At 56.2% G+C, this 20903-nt stretch carries 19 protein-coding genes; 8 read left to right on the forward strand and 11 right to left on the reverse strand.

The window, feature by feature from the left end; translation table 11 throughout:
* Nucleotides 1-44 precede the first annotated feature (44 nt).
* The gene (gene putP, locus HMPREF2625_RS04555; RefSeq protein WP_070522240.1) at nt 45-1541 is read right to left on the reverse strand and encodes a sodium/proline symporter PutP; all 1497 of its coding nucleotides are present in this window, start codon (nt 1539-1541) and stop codon (nt 45-47) included.
* Nucleotides 1542-1842: 301 nt separating this feature from the next.
* On the reverse strand, nt 1843-2832 hold the full coding sequence (gluQRS, locus tag HMPREF2625_RS04560) for a tRNA glutamyl-Q(34) synthetase GluQRS (protein WP_246826670.1): 990 nt from the start codon (nt 2830-2832) through the stop codon (nt 1843-1845).
* Nucleotides 2833-3005: 173 nt separating this feature from the next.
* On the opposite strand from gluQRS, the gene HMPREF2625_RS04565 reads away from it, so the two are divergent.
* On the forward strand, nt 3006-3899 hold the full coding sequence (locus HMPREF2625_RS04565) for an MBL fold metallo-hydrolase (RefSeq protein ID WP_013397713.1): 894 nt from the start codon (nt 3006-3008) through the stop codon (nt 3897-3899).
* Between the two features lie 157 nt (nt 3900-4056).
* Here the strand turns inward: HMPREF2625_RS04565 and menD are convergent, their stop codons facing one another.
* Both menD and HMPREF2625_RS04575 read right to left on the reverse strand, forming a co-directional pair.
* On the reverse strand, nt 4057-5997 hold the full coding sequence (menD, locus tag HMPREF2625_RS04570; RefSeq protein WP_210394372.1) for a 2-succinyl-5-enolpyruvyl-6-hydroxy-3-cyclohexene-1-carboxylic-acid synthase: 1941 nt from the start codon (nt 5995-5997) through the stop codon (nt 4057-4059).
* Between the two features lie 101 nt (nt 5998-6098).
* Entirely contained in the window at nt 6099-7151 is a 1053-nt protein-coding gene (locus HMPREF2625_RS04575) for an o-succinylbenzoate synthase (protein ID WP_070522243.1), read from the reverse strand.
* Nucleotides 7152-7292: 141 nt separating this feature from the next.
* Between HMPREF2625_RS04575 and HMPREF2625_RS11040 the strand changes: the two genes are divergently transcribed.
* Both HMPREF2625_RS11040 and HMPREF2625_RS04585 read left to right on the forward strand, forming a co-directional pair.
* Nucleotides 7293-8783 carry a phosphatase PAP2 family protein gene (locus tag HMPREF2625_RS11040; RefSeq protein WP_246826671.1) on the forward strand — a complete coding sequence of 497 codons (1491 nt, stop codon included), beginning with the start codon at nt 7293-7295 and terminating at the stop codon, nt 8781-8783.
* A gap of 140 nt (nt 8784-8923) precedes the next feature.
* Entirely contained in the window at nt 8924-9301 is a 378-nt protein-coding gene (locus tag HMPREF2625_RS04585; RefSeq protein ID WP_246826672.1) for a cupin domain-containing protein, read from the forward strand.
* Between the two features lie 110 nt (nt 9302-9411).
* On the opposite strand, the gene HMPREF2625_RS10735 is transcribed toward HMPREF2625_RS04585, so the two are convergent.
* The 6 genes from HMPREF2625_RS10735 to HMPREF2625_RS04610 all read right to left on the reverse strand — a co-directional run bounded on the left by HMPREF2625_RS10735 (nt 9412) and on the right by HMPREF2625_RS04610 (nt 13980).
* The gene (locus tag HMPREF2625_RS10735) at nt 9412-9648 is read right to left on the reverse strand and encodes a helix-turn-helix domain-containing protein (protein ID WP_083295618.1); all 237 of its coding nucleotides are present in this window, start codon (nt 9646-9648) and stop codon (nt 9412-9414) included.
* Nucleotides 9645-10385 (reverse strand): AraC family transcriptional regulator ligand-binding domain-containing protein, encoded by a 741-nt coding sequence (locus HMPREF2625_RS10740; RefSeq protein WP_141745414.1) that lies wholly within the window; start codon nt 10383-10385, stop codon nt 9645-9647. The genes HMPREF2625_RS10735 and HMPREF2625_RS10740 overlap by 4 nt, the downstream gene beginning before the upstream one ends.
* Before the next feature lie 23 nt (nt 10386-10408).
* Nucleotides 10409-11224, reverse strand: a complete 816-nt coding sequence (locus HMPREF2625_RS04595) for an oxidoreductase (protein ID WP_070522249.1) — start codon at nt 11222-11224, stop codon at nt 10409-10411.
* A 204-nt stretch (nt 11225-11428) separates the two neighbouring features.
* Nucleotides 11429-12232, reverse strand: coding sequence for an amino acid ABC transporter ATP-binding protein (locus HMPREF2625_RS04600; protein ID WP_070522252.1), 804 nt, complete (start codon nt 12230-12232; stop codon nt 11429-11431).
* A gap of 27 nt (nt 12233-12259) precedes the next feature.
* Nucleotides 12260-13063 (reverse strand): amino acid ABC transporter permease, encoded by an 804-nt coding sequence (locus HMPREF2625_RS04605; protein ID WP_013397707.1) that lies wholly within the window; start codon nt 13061-13063, stop codon nt 12260-12262.
* Nucleotides 13064-13146: 83 nt separating this feature from the next.
* Complete coding sequence (locus HMPREF2625_RS04610) at nt 13147-13980, reverse strand: ABC transporter substrate-binding protein (protein WP_037231173.1); 834 nt, start codon at nt 13978-13980, stop codon at nt 13147-13149.
* Between the two features lie 303 nt (nt 13981-14283).
* On the opposite strand from HMPREF2625_RS04610, the gene HMPREF2625_RS04615 reads away from it, so the two are divergent.
* From HMPREF2625_RS04615 to HMPREF2625_RS10745, 5 genes are all read left to right on the forward strand, one after another.
* The gene (locus HMPREF2625_RS04615; RefSeq protein ID WP_070522255.1) at nt 14284-15003 is read left to right on the forward strand and encodes a demethylmenaquinone methyltransferase; all 720 of its coding nucleotides are present in this window, start codon (nt 14284-14286) and stop codon (nt 15001-15003) included.
* 74 nt (nt 15004-15077) lie between these two features.
* Entirely contained in the window at nt 15078-16139 is a 1062-nt protein-coding gene (locus tag HMPREF2625_RS04620) for a polyprenyl synthetase family protein (protein ID WP_070522258.1), read from the forward strand.
* A gap of 119 nt (nt 16140-16258) precedes the next feature.
* Nucleotides 16259-17569 (forward strand): hypothetical protein, encoded by a 1311-nt coding sequence (locus HMPREF2625_RS04625; RefSeq protein ID WP_070522261.1) that lies wholly within the window; start codon nt 16259-16261, stop codon nt 17567-17569.
* 287 nt (nt 17570-17856) lie between these two features.
* Complete coding sequence (locus HMPREF2625_RS04630; protein ID WP_070522264.1) at nt 17857-19467, forward strand: sodium-dependent transporter; 1611 nt, start codon at nt 17857-17859, stop codon at nt 19465-19467.
* Nucleotides 19467-19604 carry a methionine/alanine import family NSS transporter small subunit gene (locus HMPREF2625_RS10745; protein ID WP_080513847.1) on the forward strand — a complete coding sequence of 46 codons (138 nt, stop codon included), beginning with the start codon at nt 19467-19469 and terminating at the stop codon, nt 19602-19604. Before HMPREF2625_RS04630 ends, HMPREF2625_RS10745 begins: the two co-directional genes overlap by 1 nt.
* A gap of 142 nt (nt 19605-19746) precedes the next feature.
* On the opposite strand, the gene rarD is transcribed toward HMPREF2625_RS10745, so the two are convergent.
* Entirely contained in the window at nt 19747-20850 is a 1104-nt protein-coding gene (gene rarD, locus HMPREF2625_RS04635; RefSeq protein WP_070522267.1) for an EamA family transporter RarD, read from the reverse strand.
* Between the last annotated feature and the right edge of the window lie 53 nt (nt 20851-20903).

Raw genomic sequence — 20903 nt, forward strand, 5'->3', positions numbered from 1 at the left:
GTAATGCGCGGGTCGGGGCAAATCTGTGAGCAGAAGTTCAGACCTTAGCCAGCCTTGGCGAGCTCTGCGGCCTTATCGAACTCTTGCTCAATTTCCTCGTTCTTCTGGTAGGTAGCCAGAGAGACCACGACGGTCACCAGGAAGGCTAGGAAGAACCCGGGGATCATCTCGTAAACATCGACCGTTTCGGTGAGGTTGAAGATCTGGCGCCAGAAGAAGGTGACGACAGCACCCACGACCATGCCCGAGACCGCGCCTGGTAGGGTGAGCTTGCGCCAGTACAGTGAGAGGATCACGATTGGGCCGAAGGCCGAACCAAAGCCTGCCCATGCGAACTCCACGAGCGAGAGAATCGAGTTGTTCTTATCGAGCGCCATGAGAGTCGCGATGACCGCCACAATCGCTACGCCTGCACGTCCAAGCCAGAGTGACTGGTTTGAGCTGAGCTTCTTCTTCACAAAGACACCGTAAAGATCTTCCACGAGAGCCGAGGAGCAGACCACTAGCTGCGAGGAGAGCGTAGACATAATAGCCGCAAGTACGGCAGCCAGGATCATACCGGCGATAAAGGGGTGGAAGAGAATCTGCGCGAGATCCAGGAAGACTGTCTCCGCACTTTCCTTATCGGTGAGAGAAACTTCGGGGTGGGTTGCAAAGTAGGCTACACCCACGAACGCCGTGCTGATGGAGCCTACCACGGTCAGGAGCATCCAGCTCATGCCGATGCGACGCCCGGCTTTCGCATCCTCGGGGGTGCGCAGTGCCATGAAACGCACGATAATATGCGGCTGACCGAAGTATCCCAGGCCCCAGGCGAGTGCCGATGCGATGCCGATGAACGTAGTTCCCGCGAAAAGTCCCAGGGCGTCGGGGCGAACGTTGGCGACGGCATCCGTGACGTGGTCGAGTCCGCCCATATTGGTAATAGCCACGATCGGCACGGCAACCAATGCGGCGAGCATCAGAAGACCCTGCACCATATCGGTGTAGGAAGCACCCATAAAGCCGCCGAAGAAAGTGTAGAACATGGTGATACCGGCGACGAGAAGCATACCGGTGAGGTAATCCTGGTGGAAGGAAGACTCGAAGAATTTACCGCCAGCAACCATGCCGGAGGAGACGTAGAAGGTGAAGAAGACGAGGATAATAATGCCTGCAAAAATACGCAGAATATTGTATTTATCGTGCAGTCGGTTGCTGAGGAACACGGGGACGGTCACGGCATCGCCAGCGACTTCGGTGTAGCTGCGCAGACGGGGGGCGATGAATTTCCAGTTAACCCATGCGCCGATTGTCAGACCGATAGCAATCCATGATTTGGAAAGACCAGCTAAATAGACAGCGCCGGGCAAACCCATCAGGAGCCAGCCGGACATATCTGCGGCGCCTGCCGAGAGAGCCGCGACGGTGGGGGAGAGCTGTCGTCCTCCAAGCACATAGTCGTCAAGGTCGTTGTTTTTACTGTTTGCCCACAGACCAATCACAATCATGGCGATGAAGTAAATCGCCAGTGCGATGACTTGGAACGTACCGTCGGTCATCTCTCATTCCTATCTAGTGGTTGGGATTTCGTTACGTAACTATCTGTGTAATTATGCGCAACTCTATGACTTTATGAGTGGCTTGGGATACAGTCTAACCGCTCGGAATGGATTTACCAACTCGTAATACATTCAGCGTGTTTGCATACTGCTGAATATATATTCACACCATACGAGGTATGCCGTGGTAAAGCGTGGTTTTATGTGGGAAATTTTGGCGAAACGACCCCGAAAATTCGCGGCTCTTGAGGTTGCTTTGACCACAACGTGAACGGGTAGCGTGTGGTGATGCTTTTGCTTCTTATAAATCTAAAGGATTTGTAATGATCCACGGCTTGGGACTCATGGCTTTAGGATCGAAGTATTCCAGAAAATCCTGCGCCGACTTCGGGAACTGTGGGGCATCAGGAATGGGAATGGAGGCGCGAATCCACTCCAAAATATCGGGCTCTGCAAACCCTGCATCCCGAAGCTGTCTCAGCGTTACCGCGCCGTCGCGTTTCGCTAGACGCTTACCTTCCGTGTTGAGGGCTAGGGGGACGTGGGCATAGAGGGGCAGGTCATACCCCAGGAGTGCTGCCAAGTATGCCTGGCGCGGAGCGGAAGATAATAAATCGTCTCCGCGCACCACCTGGGTTACACCCTGATAATGGTCATCGACCACGACGGCTAGGTTGTAGGCGTAGGTGCCGTCGTTGCGGCGAACCACCACGTCATCGACGGCGCCCGTGTACTCACCAGCAAACATATCCTGTACCGTAAATTCGCTGATTTCGGCGCGCAAGCGCAGGGCGGGAGGACGTATCTCACGGCGAGATTTACGCTCGGCATCGCTCAGACCGCGACATGTCCCCGGATAGGAGCCGGGGATACCGTGCGGTGCCGAGGTTGCCTCCAAAATCTCGCGGCGCGTGCAATAGCACTCGTAGAGCAGCCCTGCATCCTGGAGCTTCTGTACGGCGGCATCGTAGGCGGCAAGCCGTGTGCTCTGGCGTAAAACATGGTCGTGGCGTTGTGGGTCTTCGCCGGGCGTTGCATCCCAATCGAGCCCCAAAGATTTTAAGTCGGCGAGCTGCTGTTCGGCGGCACCGGGGCGCACGCGATCGAGGTCTTCGATGCGCATCACAAAGCGCAACCCCTCTTGTCGTGCGAGAAGCCATGCGAGAATTGCGGTGCGCAGATTACCCAGATGCAGGTCTCCAGAGGGGGACGGTGCGTACCTGCCTGCGCCTGGTGAAGAAGGAGCGTGCATTGCGAACGAATCCTGGGCGGTGCTGCTGTGTAAGCTCATGGTTTTAATCCTAGCGGTACTTCTAAAAGTGCCTCACGCCATAGGATGCGGCAAAAAATAACAAAATAATAACAACCCCACAGGGAACTTCGTGATAAACGTTCGCAAGTGTGTTATTAAACCTTTATAAAAATATTCCGTATCTGACGCTAAAGTCGAGTACCGTTAGAAGTATGGCAACCACGATTGAACTAGCGGACGGTGTTTATCGTATTGCAACCGATAATTACTGTCTAAATACCGGACTCATCCTCGGTCTTGAGAAAGCACTCGTGATCGATACCGGTGCAGGACCTCGACAGGCAACCGAAATTTATGATGAGGTTCGTCGTATTACCCGTATGCCCCTCGTCGTCGTCAATACGCACGCACACCCCGAGCGTTACTTCGGAAACGACGTTTTTGCGGCTATGGGCACCGAAGAGTTTTGGTCGCACCCACGGGCGGCGCGCGCTATCAAGAAATACGGGGATAGGCAGCGCCTGTATGTGGAGACCTTAGAACCTGAGATGGCACACCACCAGGGAGCGGCAACCGATATCGTGGTGCCTAATCATCTGGTTGCCCAAAGCGGGGAAGGCATTACCTTTACCCCGGTTGATCTGGGGGAGCGCTCGGCAACCCTCATCTACTTGGGTCCCGGCCATACCGAGGGCGATATCTTGGTGGGCATCGACGATGTGCTCTTTACGGGCGGTCTGCTGGAGCAGGGGACCGACCCATCCTTTGAGGACTCTTTTCCCGATCGTTGGGTAGAGACCCTAGGCGCGCTTCTTGAGCTTGATCGTTACCGCGTCTATGTGCCCGGTTGTGGCGACCCCGTAGAGCGTGACTTTGTGGAACGTTTTCAGGAGACCATGAAGAAGGCTATTTACGCTATTCGCCATTCGACTATTGACCCGAATGATGCGAGTACCACCGCCGCCATGTACCACCTGCCGTATGCACCCGGACCTACCCGGTTCTTGCTGGATCGTATGGCGCAGCTTGACGGTACCGAGGTGCCTACCGACAGCTCTGAAACCACCGGATACACCGGTCCTATCACGATTGGCAGCCTGCACTAGCATAAGCGCAGACATATGACGACTGGGTATGACATATATCGTCATATTCATAAGAATTTCTGAAAACCTCTGCATAGGGTACGTACCATTTTGAGGTTGTGGTGCGTCCCTGTGCGGAGGTTTTATTCTGCGAATCTTAGAAGGGGTAAGGCGTAACCTAAGCCTGGGCATCGAAAATATCGTTCGGGCGGTGAATGCGCACCCGAATACCTGACTCCTCACCGAAGCCCGCCGCCATGCGTTCCAGATCCGTATTCGGTGCCGCCTGAACCGTGAAGAACCGCTCGATGGCGTGGGTAAATTGTGGATTCTGGGCGAGAGTGCCGTGTTCCAGCGCGGTGAAAATGCCGCCTCCGGCGTCGTCATAGACGACGACGTCAAGATCGGGCAGAAGCTCTGTCATGGGCAGGTTCAGTGCAGAAATATCGTATTGAAAGGTCAAATCGCCGCATATGAGGGTGACCGGAATCGGTGCGCCCGCTACATGGGCGGAATCATCGGCAGCCGTGCGTGCGTTGCCGGTGGGGTAGTAGCCCGCTAAAGAAACGCCGGTAGCCGTCGCGATAAGCCCGTCAATGCCGGAAAGCCCGCGGTTTGCGAGAACCCGTGCGGGCGCATCGGCACCAAGGGCGGGGGCGATAATATCTAGATCGCGCACAATACTCGACGATCCGATGACGAGGGTACGGCGCTGCTGTGCGCATGTATTCCAGGTTTGGAGTGCAAGCGCCTGAGCGGGAATTCTAGCAGGCTGAGAAGTATGTGCACCGTCTTGGTTGCATTCTTCGGAGGGAGCAGAGGTCTGCGGCTGCACTGTTTCAGACTCGGCATAACGATAGGCTTCGATCGACGTGAGCGATGCCTCCTGAGCTCGCTGACCGGCAGTGACCCAAGCATCAAGCCAGGTATCATCGGCCCGCACGCCCGATCCCATAAGCGCAAAGGCTTCAAGTTCGGCGGGCGAATCAATCTCGCGAACGGCACGGTTCCCGGGTTCGTACCAGCTGGCACGCCGAGGCGCATAGTAAGCATGCTGCACATCGGTACGCGCTAAAAGCGCAGAAATAGGGCGCGAAAGCGTGGGATGCCCGCATAAAATAGTTCGCTCGATGCTCTGCCCCAGCTCGGAAGCCGCATGTTCCCCGAGCACCGTCGTGTACTGGGGAATCGAGGTAGCGCCGTGCCGCGCCTGCGAAGAAGGCTCTGCCAGCAGCGGCAGATTCAACGCGCGGGCAAACTCGGCAGCGAACGGCTCGGCACCGTCTCCCGCGATCACCACCGTTTTCGGGCAGTCTGGTGCACCTTCGGGTTTAAGTGGCAAAGCCTGAACCGCCTGTTCATGCTGTATCAGCCAAAGCTTCTCGACAGGACTCAGCCGTGCAGGTTCAAGCTCAGCGGGGTACGATGCGGCCCCCGGGGCAATATGCTTGGCAAGCGATGTGGCCCAGGTGGGAAGAATTGCGGCTGTCCGAGCCGAAGGTGTAAGCGGGGTATCGAAACACACGTTAATATGCGCTGGCCCCACGGGCTCATCGCTTGCGCGCGACCAATCCTGCGCATCGCTGCCCGTCAGCGCTGCCAAACATGCCATAAAATCGGCGGTCTGCTGCCCCGGATTATGCTCGGGGTATGAGGTCAAATCAGCGCTTGCGCGCACAAAGGGAGAGAAAAAATCGGTTTGAATCGTCGTCTGATTAGCACCGGTTCCACGCAGCCTTACGGGACGGTCCGCGCTCATGATCGCCAGTGGAACCCCGGCATGGTAAGCCTCCATCACGGCGGGCAAATACTCACCCAGAGCCGTTCCCGAGGTACACACTAACCCCACGGGCAGCCGCGAAGCCTTCGCGATACCCAGCGCCGTGAACGCTGCCACGCGCTCATCAATGCGCACGTGGGCAACCAACGCACCTGCCTCTTCGGCCGCCGCAACCGCATACGCCAGGGGAGCGCTTCGAGAACCTGGGGAGACCACCACATGCCGCATGCCCGCGCGAATCAGGGAATCGAGCACGGCGACGGCGGAGAGCATGGAGTCTGGAGCGGCTGGAGCGGGGGGAGTTTGAACGGTGTCGGCACAGTCGGGGTTTTCAGTCACCCGTCTATTCTAGACCGGTGTTTGGGCGAGTGAAGAATATGGGGTCCCTAAACGGGCAGTTAGCCCCCAGAACACTGACCAGAACGTTCAGAACATACCGGCTAAAGACTCGTGGGCAAGGCTTCCTGAAGCACCAGGTAGCACCGTCGGATGCGCTCCACCCAGGCATCCCGCACTTCGCTCTCTGCTTCAACGCGCCTCAGCGCCGATTCCGTAGGCGCAACCCGCCGCATCTGGAGCTTGCCGTCGCGAGCAAGCAGCGAATCGTCAGTCACATCGGCGCTCATCAGCGAGACCGTACTTAGCCCGCACGCATAGGGAAGATTCGGCAGAGCCGCCGCCAGAGACACACCGGTTGCGATACCTACGGAAGATTCCAACGCCGAAGACACCACCGTGGGTAAACCTGCCTGTTCAACGATCTTTAGCGCGCGGCGAACCCCGCCTAAAGGTGCCGCCTTGACGATCAGCACATCGGCGGCGTGCGCCTGCGCCACCTTGAGAGGGTCACTAGCCTTACGCACGGATTCATCGGCGGCGATGAGCATCGAAAGGCTGTGCTCGCCTACCAGGGAACGCACCTGCGCAAGCTCATCAACCGTAGCTACGGGCTGCTCGGCATAAAGCAGATCGTACTCGTTCAGCGCCGCAAGGGCTTCGAGAGCTTCGGGTACGCTCCACCCCGCATTAGCGTCCACCTTCAACCGTGCATTCGGGAGGGCACGCCGCGCCGCCGCAACGCGGGCAATATCATCGTCGAGGGTCTGCCCCTTTTCAGCAACCTTGATTTTAAGTTCGTGGATGGTTCCACGATAGTTGTTCAGCACTTCGGGAACCCGCTCGGCACTCACTGCGGGAAGGGTTGCGTTCACCGGAATAGTGGCTCGATGAGCGGGCGGCGCCCCCAGCCAGGCGGACTCTAACGCACAGGCTAACCATGCCGCCGCCTCATGATCGTCATACTCTAAAAACGGCGCGAACTCGCCCCATCCGGCGGGACCCTGTATCAGCGCACTCTGGCGCCGATTAACCGAGCGGAAGGTCACCCGCATGGGAATATCAACCACTCGAACGGCACGTAAAACCTGCTCTAACGGCGGCAAAGCTAAGCCCTCAGTGATGAACCCGTATCCTAGCGGCGGTACGGATGACATGGCGTTTCTCCTTAAGGTATTCTCGGTAAACTCCCAGCTTGGAATTTAGAAAACACGTATTTTTCATAGCTTAACCTGAGATAGTGTTTTCTATGTCGTGTTTACAGACACCGCATCACAGACATTTTGGAGGGAAAAAGTATGTCACAGGGTCCTCACACATCGCGTGGTCATGTTCCTCGCCATACCAGTACCTCAAATGACACGGACGATGCTACGCGTATTCTATCCCCTCAGACTCTAGCCGATAACGACAGTGCCGATGCCGATGCGACGGTTCCGTTATCGAGCATCCAATCTTCCTATGAAACCGATGATGACGCGACCGAATTTCTGGACCTTCAGGATCTGCCATCTTTCTCACCAGACACGGACGCAACCCGCGCCATCCCAAACCCGCACGAAGCGCCTAAACCCCATGAAAGCTCCGACACGGTAGCCCTCGACGCTTTTGACGATTCACCGACCGAAGCCATCAGCGCATCGCAGGATCCGCGTGCTCACTACGTTCAGCACACGCGTGCCGCCCAGCCGCAAACCCGTGTGCAGCCGGATATAACCCCTTCGGCTGATTACCCTGCCACGGTCGCCATGCCAACGGGTGCTCCCGGTATGCAGACTGCGCCCCAGGACACACAGTACAGTGCCGCCGCTCATCCACACGCCGCTAACCCGGCGATGAGCACCGCGAACTATGCCGGATACGGCGCTCGCCCGAACCCTGCAGCCCCCGGGGCAGGCGTTCCCGCAGAAGCCCCCATTCCAAATGATCCGCCAAGTACCAAGGTTGTGGCGCAGCATTTGGGTGTCATGGTGCTGTTCGGCGCCCTGCTCTACGCCACATTCCAGTTCTTCATCTACAGCCGTACCGGGCAGCAGCTCGACGAAAATGCGTTTACCGAATATGCCAGCCAGTTCGCGGAATACCAGCGTCCCACCCTGGCGGCTCTCGATAACCTGCCAACGATTACCGGCGTAATCGCGGTGATCGGCATTATTATTGGGCTGATCTGGAAGCACCGCATCCTGCCCGCTATCGTGGGTATTCTTGCGGGCACGGGCGCGTGTTTGAGCGTCCACGTCCTCAAGAATTATGTGATTACCAAGCCTAATTTCGGCATTCAGGAAGCCCTCTTGAACTCCGCGCCGAGCGGGCACACAGCATTCGCCGCTTCTGCAGGTGCCGCTCTGTTTATCGCAGCGCCTCGTGCCCTTCGACCCACGATTGCGGTCTTGGCGGCGATGGCGACCTGCGCTACGGGCGCATCCACCATTATTAACGGCTGGCACCGCCCAGCGGATGTTATCAGCGCGATTTTGGTAGTTGCGCTCTGGACCGTTCTCGGCTTAGGCGTTCTTCGGTACCTGCGCCGTGCAGAATTTAACACACCGACCCCCCGCGTGGTGGGAGCCATTGCGGTGCCGCTGCTGACGATTGCAAGCCTGTTCCTCTCGTTCTGCGCGGTCGCGATGTATGCGGTCACCATGTTTTCCACCATGCCCGGGGGAGTGTTCGTTGCCTCAACCTGCATGATTCTGGCGGTCAGCACGGGCACCACGGCGATACTGGTGCGGCTTCTGCGCCCGCGTAACCAGGTATCTTCTCCCTATACGCGCGTGTGGGAATACTAGGGCCGTATCACGTTATGAAATATATGTGTCACTGTTTGCCTACCCTCGTAATACGGGCATAGAATTTAGCATAGTTCATGCAAATTTTAGGATGCGCGTATCCTAAAAGAACAACCATCATCGGCGAAAGGTTAGAACTCATGGCGGGTACTCACGAAGGGCGTGTGATTGTTTTCCCACAGCTCACCGAAGTTCTCACCCCGTTTGAGACTAAGCCGCAGGCAAAGAAAATCCTCGATGCCGATGGCGGCAGCATCACCCTGATGGAGCTGGCAGCCGGTCAATCTTGGCACGAACACCACAGCGTACACCCGGTGGTTGTGCAGGTGCTTAAAGGCAAGGTTGAGTACAGTACCAAAGGGCAGAGTATTATCCTGGAACCCGGTAAACTCATCCACACCACGGCAAAGCTGTTGCACTCGGTCACGGCACTCGAAGACTCGACCTTGATGGTCATTATGCTGACCGGAGAATCACATCCGGAGCCTAATATCACTATTGAGGTTGAACAGGTCTAGGGCACAACGCCTTAGAAATAAATAAAAATCCCTTTAAGCACGGTAATGTCCCGTATCCAGCGACGGATACGGGACATTGTCGTATATTCTCCCCAACAGGCAAAGCCGTATCAGGAGGTTTCGCGGTTTTCTTTTCTGTAGTCCGTGACGGTCATACCCGTCCACGCTTTGAAAGCGCGGGAAAATGAACTGACCTCGGTATAACCGGTCAGCAGCGCAACATCCTGAAGGCTCAGCGCAGGATTGCTCAAATAGGCGCTCGCCAAATTTTGCTGAGCTCGCTGGCATACAGCCTTATAACTAGTGCCTTCCTCCTGCAGTCGCCGCTGTAGGGAACGCGAGCTCATACCCAAATGTGCCGCCAGCTTCTCAATTCCGAAAGAACCGCTGGAATCATCTGCGTGAGTTCGAGTGAGACGGTCTGCAGAAAACTTTGCCGCGCATCCAGCTGCATTAATTCTTGATCGAGTGCTGGCTGCACATACTCCCACATGACGTTGTTGCGCGTGGTGAAGGGCAGAGCAAGGTCATGGGAAGCGAGCACGAGTGAGTTCTGAGCGGCACGATGAGATGAGACCCCGAAAAACTCTTTCAACGCGGTACCGTAGGGACGCGGAGATTCTACCCGCAGGGGAGTAATATGCCGACCGGTGCCGGTGCGCAGGATATTCATCAGAATAATCTGCTCAATGGCTACCCCGCTGGCAGGCAGAACCCCGGTGTGTCCGTCGTAGCTAAAACGGATGCTCGTGCGGGTGCCGTCAGGTTCAACTAACACCCGCACGGGACCGGTTAGACGTTTGTACCGTGCGAAACGTTCCAGAGCCTCCGTCCCGTCTTCTGCCGCCAAGGCACCGAAAATCGCCGGAACGATGCCGTGCAAGGCAGTAATATCGCCGTAAGTCAGCAGGGTCTCTTCATGCGCTGAAATATCGAGAACCTTTAGAAATCGGTGGTATTGCTCGTGTGAGAGCTTCAGAGGTTCGCCTGCGCGGGGCATCCGAAGACCTGCCTGAGCCAGCAGAGCAGGAACTTCTGGATGCTGATCGAGTAGCGACTGCGCCAGCTGAGGGGTGATGGTCATAGCTTCCACGGCGATTCCTAGCGTTACATAAAGCGGCGAATGATCGTGTCGAAGGCGCGAGCGGGCAGAACTGTGTGCATCAGAACCGCGGGCTTCGCCATGTAACCGATGAGATAGCGGGTCTTGGGCTTTTTCGCTTCGATCGCGTGGGTGATCGCCTTGGAAATAATGGCGGGGTCAGACAGCGACTCTGAGGAGTAGTGGCGACGCATATTCTCGGCGGTCTTACGGGCAATGCTCTCGTAAGCGCCGCCCTTGGCCGATTCTTCCAGTTTGTCGGCGGCGATCATGCCCCAGTCGGTTTTGATGCCGCCGGGCTCGATAATGGAGACCTGAATGCCGAAGTCGGAGGTCTCCATGCGCAGCGCATCGCTGAAGGCTTCAAGAGCGTACTTGGTGGCGTGGTACCAGGCACCCATGAAGGTGGTAAGGCGCCCGCCCATTGAAGAGACGTTGATAATGCGCCCGGAACGCTGCGCGCGCATCTGCGGCAGGACAAGCTGGGTCAGGCGTGCCAGACCGAAGAGGTTTACCTCAAACTGGTTGCGTGCCTCGTCAAGGGTAACGTCTTCGATCGCACCGTAGAAGCCGTAACCTGCGTTATTGACGAGGACGTCGATGCGCCCCTGCTCGGCGATAATGGTCTCTACAGCCTTCTTGACGGAGTCTTCGTCAGTGATGTCTAGGTGAAGCGGAATGATACCGAAGGGGCGAAGTTCTTCGAGCTTCTCCACGCGGCGTGCGGCACCGTAGACCGTGTGCCCTGCTGCGGCAAGATCTTTAGCGGTGTCGTAGCCGATGCCTGAGCTTGCGCCGGTGAGCAGAATAACCTGGGACATGATATTTCCTTTCAGAGATGTTTTGTGGATGTACCCAGTTTACGGGAGACTAAATTAGCATTTCGCGCCAGGTTATTAACAGTTCGCGCCAATCTTCATGAGACATAGCGCCGTAAAAGATAAGAAAACCCCGCAGATACCTTCCTCACGGAGCACTTGGAGGAAAACGTATCTGCGGGGCTGGTCTGAAACAGGGCAAACGGACTAGGCGTTTGCTGCCGCATCCTGATCTGCGGGGGTTTCATCCACGTGAGTGGGATCAAGCACACGCGCTAAGAATGTCTTGGTACGTTCATGTTGCGGGCTTCCGATCACCCGCTCGGCGGGTCCCTCTTCGACGACCACGCCATCCGCCATGAAGACGACCTTATCGGCGACATCGCGGGCGAAGCTCATCTCGTGAGTCACCACGATCATCGTCATGCCTTCGTCGGCGAGATCACGCATAATCGTAAGAACATCGCCCACCATTTCGGGGTCGAGCGCGCTTGTCGGCTCGTCGAAGAGCATGAGCTCGGGATTCATCGACAGCGCCCTAGCGATCGCCACACGCTGCTGCTGACCGCCCGAAAGTTTACTCGGGTAGGCATTTTCCTTATCTGCCAGCCCCACTTTCGCCAGCTGTTCGCGGGCAATCTTCTCTGCCGTTGAACGATCACGACCCAAGACCTTAATCTGGGCAATCGTGCAGTTATCAAGCACGCTCAGATGCCCGAACAGGTTAAACTGCTGAAACACCATGCCCATGCGGGTGCGCAAGGCGTTAATATCGGCGTCCGGGTCGGTTACCTCGACACCGCCCACGGTAATGGTTCCTGCGTTGGGCTCTTCGAGCAGGTTTACGCATCGTAGAAGCGTTGATTTACCCGACCCCGAAGGACCGATTAGGCAGACGACCTCGCCCGGTTCAACCTGAATATCAATACCGCGCAGCACCTCGTTTTTGCCATAAGACTTATGTAGCCCCGTGATGCTCACCGATGCCGCTGATGTTACTGTGTCAGTCATGACAATCTCCCAAAGTCTTTGTCGTGGTTACTTGCGTGATGCGCCCGTGCGCTTCTCAAAATATGCGGATAGCTGCCCCAGCGGCACGGTAATAATCAGGTAGCACAGGCCCGCGACCACCAGGGGAGTGAGCCCCGCGCCGGATGCGGTAATACCTTCACGCCCGAATTTCGCCAGCTCGTACTGCGCGATTTGTACACCCAGCAGGTACACGAGCGAGGAATCCTTGGTCAGCAGAATAACTTCGTTAGTCAGCGGGGGGAGCACAATGCGGAATGCCTGCGGAATAATTACCGAGAGCATCGCCCGGGTGTGCGACATGCCCAGCGACCGTGCCGCCTCATACTGGCCCTTCGGAACCGCCTGCAGACCGGCACGCAGCACCTCGCTGATATAGGCAGAGGACACCAGCCCGAGGGAGAGTGTTACCGGAATGAGGTTATCGACAAACCGGATCTTGAAGGCGAGGGGAATGCCGTAACCGAAGGCAAAGAACACCAAGAGCGCCGGAATGCCACGGAAAATTTCGACATAGATTGTCGCCAACCACCGATAGGGTGCGATCGATGAGATACGCATGAGTGCCAGGATAAGACCAAGGCTTAGACCCACGGCGAAACCCAGGGCCGTATAGATCAGGGTATTCTTGAGCGCTACCGTAATAACGTTCGGGAACTGCTTTTGCGCAACCTCAAGGTTGAAAACCTGGCTGGAGAGTGTTTTCCAGTCGGCAAGGGCAATAATAAGAACCGCGATAACCGCCAGCAGAGCGTACTGGGAGTACCGGAACATCGCCTGTTTTTTGCGGGGAGATAGTTTATTCTGTGCCATCGTTACACTAACGTAGTCTGTGTTTATCGTAATATTCAGGATGCGCGGCGCACGTTAGCGAACGCGCACCGCGCTAATCGCGGTTAGTTTGCGCTGGATGAAGATGCGGATGAGGGCGAAGACTTAGCCTTGGTCCACTTTTCCTTGATCTTATCGAGTTCGCCGCTGGACTTGAGCTGCTGAATTGTCTTATTCGCTTTATCCAGCAGGGCTTTCTTTTCGGGGGCTACCGCACCGGCAATCTGGTCGGCGTTTTCCGAGGTCTGGTAGGCGATCTTGAAAGAGTCAGGGTCTTTGGTTAGCGCCTCAGAAATAACCGAGAGATTTGCCGAGACGGCCTGCACCTGACCGGTCTTCAATGCCGAGAACATGAGTTCGTTGTCCTCGTACTGCACAACATCCGCGCCTTTTTCTTTGGCATAGGATTCGCCGCTGGTTGCCTGCTGAGCGCCGACTTTGGCGTTCTTAAGATCTTCGACGGAGGAGATCTTGGAATTTTTGGGAACCAGAATCGCTTGGTTATCTTCAAAATAGACATCGGTGAATTCCATCTTGGATTTCCGCTCGTCGGTCACGCTGATACCCGCAAGCGCAATATCGCATTGTCCGCTGGTGAGCCCGGTGCCCGAATCGAGGCCTTCAAAGCTGATGGAGGTGAGCTGTGCTTCTGCGCCCAGGTCTTTGGCGATAGCGTTTGCGATATCTGCATCGATACCTACGATTTTTCCGTTTTCTTCGTATTCGAAGGGCATGTAGGGGGTGTTGGTGCAGACGGTGAGGACGCCGTTGTTGATGAGGTTTACCTCTCCGTTTTCGCCGTCGGATGCGGTTGAGACGCATCCGGTGAGGACGAGGGGTGCGAGCGCGAGGAGTGCGAGGGACTTTTTGAGGTTGGGTTTTGCGGTGAAAATCGACATGGTGTGCTCCGTGTGTAGAAAATTTTGATGTTTTCCATTGTGCACCTGTGCGATAAAGAATGCAAGTATGCCTATAAATATTCATTATTTTTCTGAGGAAATGACGAATTATGTATGCACAGTATGCATAAAACCAGGAATGCTGTCGTGCCGCAGCGGACGGCGGGAGAAACGTGCTGCACGTGCGCAACACCGGGAACAAGAGTGCATATTTTCGTGAGTTAAAGTGTTCGCCACCTCAGATGACGTATCAGGAGGTGCTCAACTACCCCACGGGCGGTAGAACATGCCACAATTGAAGGCGTGAGCAACGTAGAGAAAAATGTTCAGGGTACCCGCGCAACCCTTGACAAGAAGACCGGCGATATCGCCGCCATGTTTGACACCGTCGCGAAGCGCTACGACCTGATGAACGGCATCTTGTCGCTGGGACGGCACATCTACTGGCGCAAGCAGACCGTCGCCGCCGTGGATGCGCATCCCGGGCAGAAGGTCCTCGACGTTGCCGCCGGTACCGGAACCTCATCTGAGCCTTTCGCCGACGCCGGGATTGATGTTATCGCCGCGGACCTTTCCGAAGGGATGCTGGAGGTCGGGCGCAAACGCCGCCCCGATATGACCTTCGTGCGGGCGGATGTTACCGACCTTCCTTTCGAGGACGACAGCTTCGATGCCGTCACTATGTCCTACGGTTTGCGTAACGTTGCAGATTACCCTCGTGCGCTGAGCGAACTGTACCGGGTTACTAAGCCCGGCGGGCGCATTGTGGTGCTGGAATTCTCAACCCCAACCTTTGCCCCTTTCGGTAAGGTATATAAGGAATACATTATGAAGGCGATACCGCCCGTAGCGCGCGCGATCTCCTCAAACCCGGATTCCTATGTATATTTGGCGGAGTCGATTATCGATTGGCCGGATCAGAGAACCCTTGCCCACACGTTCGCACAGGCGGGCTGGCAGGATGTCAAATATCGTAATCTCAGCGGCGGAATTGTTGCCATTCACCGTGGTTTCAAACCCTAAAACTAACACTCAGCACATCATCATTGAGCAACACGCAGCATACAACTACGCACCAACACACCGAAGAAGGCATCGTGAGCACCTCAGAGCAATCCATTGCAGCCACCGACCTGATGGCAGGACTCGATTTCAACCTGCCCGCCGGGTTTGAGCTCATTGCGTCCGACCCGCAGCTTGGCCCCCAGATTCTTACATCACTGGCGCGGATTGAAGAGCGGCTTGCCGAGGCTATCAGCTACACCGATAAGCTCGCCGATGTTGCCGCCCGGCACTTACTGCTCGCTGGTGGAAAGCGCGTGCGTCCCCTCCTGACTCTGCTTGCCGCCGCTGTGGGCGGACAGATTAACGACGACGTGATCGAGGCCGCGGTGGTTGTCGAGCTCACCCATCTGGCGACCCTCTACCACGACGATGTGATGGACGATGCACCCAAACGCCGCGGTGTCGATACCGCCCAGACCATTTGGGGAAATTCCGTCGCCATCCTGACGGGTGACCTCATTTTCTCGCGTGCCTCGCTGCTGGTCTCCGATCTGGGCACGCGACCCATGAAAATTCAGGCGCAAACCTTCGAGCGCCTGGTGCTGGGGCAGCTCTACGAAACAACCGGTGTGCGCGAAAACCAGGATATTCTCGACCACTATATCTCCGTGATCGAAGGGAAAACCGGCTCGCTGATCGCGGCGGCGGGGGAGTACGGCTCACTCTTGGCGGGCGCCTCCGAAGAGGTTATTCAGATGCTCGCCACCTACGGCGAACTCGTGGGCGTGGCATTCCAGCTCGCTGATGATGTGATCGATATTGTCAGCGATGGTGCATCCTCCGGAAAAACCCAGGGTACCGATCTGCGTGAGGGCGTGCCGACCCTGCCGACTATTCTGCTCAACCGTGCTGCAGAGGCCGGGGACGAATCAGCCCGTCAGGTTCAAACGCTCATTGAGGCAGACCTATCGAGTGATGATGCGCTTGCTGCCGCTGTATCCGCGCTCGCCGCGCATCCGGTCACTCAGGAAGCGTGGCAGATAGCCTATGATTGGGCGGATCGTGCGATCGCAGCCATCGAGCCGCTGCCGGATTCCACCGCGAAGGCGGCGCTGGAATCTTTCGCGCATGCCGTGGTGCATCGCGAGGGCTAAACTGCGTGATACGGTTGCTTCAGGAAGACTTCTTCACGAGAATGCGCATATTGATGCAGCGTAGTGTGTGAAGAACGCCCAGGTGGAGCTGAACTCGATAGAGTTCTTTAAGGGAAACTATGGCCCACAAAACCGTTACCGCATATCAATCTGCCGCAATATTCCTCAGTTCGGTCATAGCGGCTGCGGCAACGTTTGCTATATCGGTTATTGCTGCGTACTTTTTATCGCACAGTGAGTTTAGGCAGTTTCAGTCCGCATTCTGGCCTCTCGTGTTCGGAATTTACGGCATAACTGGTGCTATTCAGCAGGAAACAACGCGGGCAGTCGGGGCGTCCCTTCTGCAGAATCCGGAATCACGAACACACACAAATAGACTTTCATATTCCGCCGTGGCAGCCCTGTTAGGCCTGGGTATTGCCGCGATCGTCGTCATGACTTCACCGCTGTGGTCCTCCGCTTTCCCCACCTACCCGCAGATGAGTGTTGTACTAATAGCGTTCGGCGTCGTGATGTACGCCGTGTACGCTGCGGTCAGCGGCGCATCCGCAGGGCGGGATTCCTGGTATTTTTACGCCGCTTTAGGCAGTGGTGAGGCACTGATACGTTTGGTGGCAACGCTGGCGGCGGTGGTGTTGTCGTGGCATCTGCTTGGGTTTGAGACCGCCGTGGTTGTTGCCTCGCTGATCTGGCTTCCGTGCGTCGTATTTTCACGTACCGGGCGGCGCGTCTGGCACGCGAGCATTGATGTTAGTTCGCGGCGGTATGCACGAAATATTGTGATGCTCATGCTTTCATCCGCCGGTGCATCGATTCTTATGACGGCGTTTCCCTTTTTCTTGCAGTTCACAACGCAGGATCAAAGCGCACAGTTCAATGCTTTGGTCGCTGCTATTGGTGTTACACGTTCGCCGATTATGATGCCGCTTCAGGCCTTTCAAGGTGTTGCTATATCGGCTTTCTTGAAGCACCAAGATCACCCACTGCGCGCTTTAGCACGCCCGTGTCTGTGGGTTCTGGGAATCGGCGGTTTCGGCGCACTGCTTGCCTATATTATCGGGCCTTTTCTCTTTGACGTTTTCTACTCTAAATATTCCGGTCTTGCACCCGGAATGATGCTTGCCGTTTTGACCTTTGAGTCCGCGATTATCGCCGTGCTTGTGCTCGCCGGAAATCTGGCTATTGCCTTGAATATGCACCGTTTATATGTGAGCGGTTGGGTTTGTGCGGCTGCGTTGGCCTTGCTCCTGCTGCACGTGCCGTTGGATGTGGTGAGCCGTACCGAGCTCGCCCTCGGGGTTGCTCCGCTGTGCGGATTCACGGTAATTCTGGTGGGAATCTTGAGGGGTTCAAAGGCAGAGAGCCGTAAAAGTACCGATAAATCCGGTCTCTTCCAGGATGCACCTGCCACTCGGCACGAGAGGCCGTGAGGGCTGAAGATCGAGAAGTATTCATTTAAGAATGCTTGTGTTTATCTGTTACATTCCCCTCATAAATCCCACAGAATCCCACATGATGGGCTATCATTGACCAAATAGCCTACATCAGGTAAACCTAAAGAACGTCTGTGCCCATACATCATTGAGAGCACAGAGCACCCGGAGAGTCGCGCCCAAACCCTAGCGTGCCTCCGTTCACGATGACATGCTCCGTCTACCCTTAAGGCATCGTCGCGTGACGTGCATACATGAACATCTAGACCGAGGTAACCACTATCATGGGTACAAAACCCGCCAAGACCCCGGCGAAGCGTGAAGGCTTCTCTAGTCGCAGGGTCTTCCTTTTTGCCGCCATCGGCTCAGCTGTTGGTCTGGGAAATATTTGGCGTTTCCCCGCTGTTTCTTACGAGAACGGCGGCGGCGCCTTCATGATCCCGTACATCGTGGCGTTGCTGACCGCAGGCCTCACCTTCCTCTTCTTCGACTACGCGATTGGCCACCGCGGGCGCGCATCGTCCCCGCTGGCATTCCGCCGCCTTAACCGCAAAACCGAGTTTATCGGTTGGTGGCACATGGGTATTAGCGCGGTTATCGCCATCTACTATGCCGCGATTATCGCCTGGGCGGTGCGGTACATGATTTTCTCGTTCAACCAGGAATGGGGCAGCGACGCGAAATCCTTCTTCATGAAGGACTTCCTGAAAGTGGGGGATCCAAAGCTTTCCTTTGACTTTAACCCCGGCATTCTTATTCCGCTCGTGCTGGTATGGATTTCCCTGATAATCATCATGGCGTTGGGCGTACAAAAAGGCGTGGGTGCCGCCAATGTGGTGTTTATGCCCCTGCTGATCTTTATGTTCGTAGGTCTGGTTGCGTACTCGCTCACCCTGCCCGGCGCGATGAACGGCTTGAACACCCTGTTTACTCCCAACTGGGGTGCGCTAACTAATGGCGAGGTGTGGGTCGCCGCCTACGGACAGATCTTCTTCTCGCTCTCCCTCGGTTTCGGCATTATGGTGACTTACGCATCCTACCTGAAGCCCAAGACCGACCTGACCGGCTCGGGTGCCGTCGTGGGTTTCGCCAACTCCGGATTTGAGCTGCTGGCGGGTATTGGTGTGTTCGCGGCGCTGGGCTTCATGGCGCAGGCACAGGGCATCGCCGTAGGCGAAGTCGTCGAAAAAGGTACCGGCCTGGCGTTCATCGCTTTCCCCACCATTATTTCGCAGGCGCCGGCTGGTGCGCTCATCGGATTCCTGTTCTTCGGTTCGCTCCTCTTCGCAGGGTTCACTTCGCTCATCTCGGTTCTTGAGGTCATTATCGCCGGTGTGCAGGATAAAGCAGGCACCTCACGCCTGACCTCGACTATGATCGTGATTATCCCGCTGGCGATTATCTCGACACTGCTGATGCCCACCGCATCCGGCCTGTACGTGCTGGATATACTCGACAACTTCGTGAATAATTTCGGCATTCTTGCTGCTGGCCTCACCTCCATTGTTGTGGTTGTCTACTGCTTGCGGGCACTGCCGACCCTGCGGGATCATCTGAATTCTGTCTCCTCCTTGAAAGTGGGCTGGCTCTGGATGATTCTCTTGGCAGGCGTTACCCCGCTGATCCTGGGGTACAGCCTGATCTCCACGCTCGTGAAGACCATTAATAAACCCTACGAAGGCTACCCAGCAGATCTGCTCGGCATCTTCGGTTGGGGCATGGTGGCATTCCTGATTATTGGCTCCATCGTGATTTCATTCCTGCCGTGGTCGCATAAGTCACGTGCTGCTGAGGAACCTCCGGCACCGCCCGTTATCGGCGGTAAACTCGCCCACACGCATGTGGACGATGCCGCGCTGAAAGCACACGCAAAAGCACAGGGTGAGGAGGCATAATGAGCGGTGCAGCTATCGCTATGATGATCGTGGCAATCCTCATTATCTGGGGAGGCCTGGTGTTTGCCCTCGTAAACCTGAGCAGGCACCCCGAAGAACCTGAGGATGATGCTGTCGAGCAGGCAGCCACCGAATAATACCGTCGCGCGGGCAGGTCTGCGGACCGTGCCCGGCACGTAAAAACATAGAATACTCGTGCATTCGGCGCGAATAAAAAGTGTTGGCATGAGAACCTGATAAGTTCTCGTGCCAACACTTTTATGCATCTGCGGCAAGAATTCAGGATTTATCGCGGGCGCTCGCCGCAGAATCCTCGGTGTCTTCGGGCGAGAGCTGAACCGCATCCAGAAGATAGTTCTGTTCACGGTCTTCGCCACCCTCAGAGGACTGAGAAATCTGCACAATAGGGATCATGCCGGTCTCGACCGCCGTGAGTTTCGACGGGCGCGAGGTGCGTGAGGCGCGCACCGCATCCACCGTAAAAATTACGATAGCCACCCAAATCAGAGATAAGCCAATCCACTTATCCGGGGTAATCCTATCGTGCAGCACGAAGAGCGCCAGGAAGAACTGAATGGTCGGGCCCATATACTGCACCATGCCGATCACCGACAGAGGCAGAGCCCGCGCCGCCGCCGAGAAAAGAACCAGCGGAGTCACCGTGACAATGCCGGTGGAAGCGAGTAGCCAGAAGTGCCCGGGGCCTTGCGAAAACAACGTGAGTTGTCCCTGCGTATTCATCCACCACAGCACCACGAGCGCCACTGGAAGCAAAATAAAAGTCTCAAGCGATAGCGACACCACTGGATGCACGCTCGACCCCACCCGCGCCTTGAGCAGCCCGTACGTTCCGAAGGTGAAGGCAACACCTAAGCCCAGCCACGGAATCTGCCCGTACACCACGCTCATAATCAGCACCGCCACGGTCGATATCCCGATGGCGATCCACTGAACTTTTCGCAGCCGCTCGTGCAGGAACACGACCCCTAACACCACGGAGACCAGCGGGTTAATAAAGTACCCCAGCGACATGTCGATCGTATGCCCGTGCGTGGTGGAATACACATAGATCATCCAGTTCGCACCGATTAGCAAAGACGCGACCGTCAAAATACCCATAGTGCGCGGAGTACGCACCGCCTGGTTAAACGGCTTGGTCAACCGGAAAATAGGGAGCAGAACCGCGCAGAATGCCAGCGAAAAAATCACACGCGAGAGCACAATCTCCAGCGCAGACGAAGACACCATGAGATAGAAATACAGCGGCAACATACCCCAGATCGCGTAGGTGGTGAAAAGGCAGATAAAACCGTTGCGGGTCTGTGCAGCGTGTGCCGCCGTGCCTGGTGTGGGTGCTGTAGCGCTGTGAGCGTTCTGCGCCATAGTGTGAGGGATCCTCCCTATCTGTGAACGAAAGATGAGATGTGAACTTCTAA

It is taken from the genome of Rothia sp. HMSC064D08 (assembly GCF_001809525.1).
Taxonomy (GTDB): domain Bacteria; phylum Actinomycetota; class Actinomycetes; order Actinomycetales; family Micrococcaceae; genus Rothia; species Rothia dentocariosa.

Excerpts from the sequence above, each read along its gene's own strand:
- gluQRS (WP_246826670.1), bottom strand. The coding sequence starts at position 2,832 with ATGAGCTTACACAGCAGCACCGCCCAGGATTCGTTCGCAATGCACGCT.
- HMPREF2625_RS10745 (WP_080513847.1), top strand. The coding sequence starts at position 19,467 with ATGAGCGGTGCAGCTATCGCTATGATGATCGTGGCAATCCTCATTATC.
- HMPREF2625_RS04610 (WP_037231173.1), bottom strand. The coding sequence starts at position 13,980 with ATGTCGATTTTCACCGCAAAACCCAACCTCAAAAAGTCCCTCGCACTC.
- putP (WP_070522240.1), bottom strand. The coding sequence starts at position 1,541 with ATGACCGACGGTACGTTCCAAGTCATCGCACTGGCGATTTACTTCATC.
- HMPREF2625_RS10740 (WP_141745414.1), bottom strand. The coding sequence starts at position 10,385 with ATGACCATCACCCCTCAGCTGGCGCAGTCGCTACTCGATCAGCATCCA.
- HMPREF2625_RS04605 (WP_013397707.1), bottom strand. The coding sequence starts at position 13,063 with ATGGCACAGAATAAACTATCTCCCCGCAAAAAACAGGCGATGTTCCGG.
- HMPREF2625_RS04585 (WP_246826672.1), top strand. The coding sequence starts at position 8,924 with ATGGCGGGTACTCACGAAGGGCGTGTGATTGTTTTCCCACAGCTCACC.
- HMPREF2625_RS10735 (WP_083295618.1), bottom strand. The coding sequence starts at position 9,648 with ATGAGCTCGCGTTCCCTACAGCGGCGACTGCAGGAGGAAGGCACTAGT.
- HMPREF2625_RS04575 (WP_070522243.1), bottom strand. The coding sequence starts at position 7,151 with ATGTCATCCGTACCGCCGCTAGGATACGGGTTCATCACTGAGGGCTTA.
- HMPREF2625_RS04630 (WP_070522264.1), top strand. The coding sequence starts at position 17,857 with ATGGGTACAAAACCCGCCAAGACCCCGGCGAAGCGTGAAGGCTTCTCT.
- HMPREF2625_RS04600 (WP_070522252.1), bottom strand. The coding sequence starts at position 12,232 with ATGACTGACACAGTAACATCAGCGGCATCGGTGAGCATCACGGGGCTA.
- HMPREF2625_RS04625 (WP_070522261.1), top strand. The coding sequence starts at position 16,259 with ATGGCCCACAAAACCGTTACCGCATATCAATCTGCCGCAATATTCCTC.
- rarD (WP_070522267.1), bottom strand. The coding sequence starts at position 20,850 with ATGGCGCAGAACGCTCACAGCGCTACAGCACCCACACCAGGCACGGCG.
- HMPREF2625_RS04595 (WP_070522249.1), bottom strand. The coding sequence starts at position 11,224 with ATGTCCCAGGTTATTCTGCTCACCGGCGCAAGCTCAGGCATCGGCTAC.
- HMPREF2625_RS04565 (WP_013397713.1), top strand. The coding sequence starts at position 3,006 with ATGGCAACCACGATTGAACTAGCGGACGGTGTTTATCGTATTGCAACC.
- HMPREF2625_RS11040 (WP_246826671.1), top strand. The coding sequence starts at position 7,293 with ATGTCACAGGGTCCTCACACATCGCGTGGTCATGTTCCTCGCCATACC.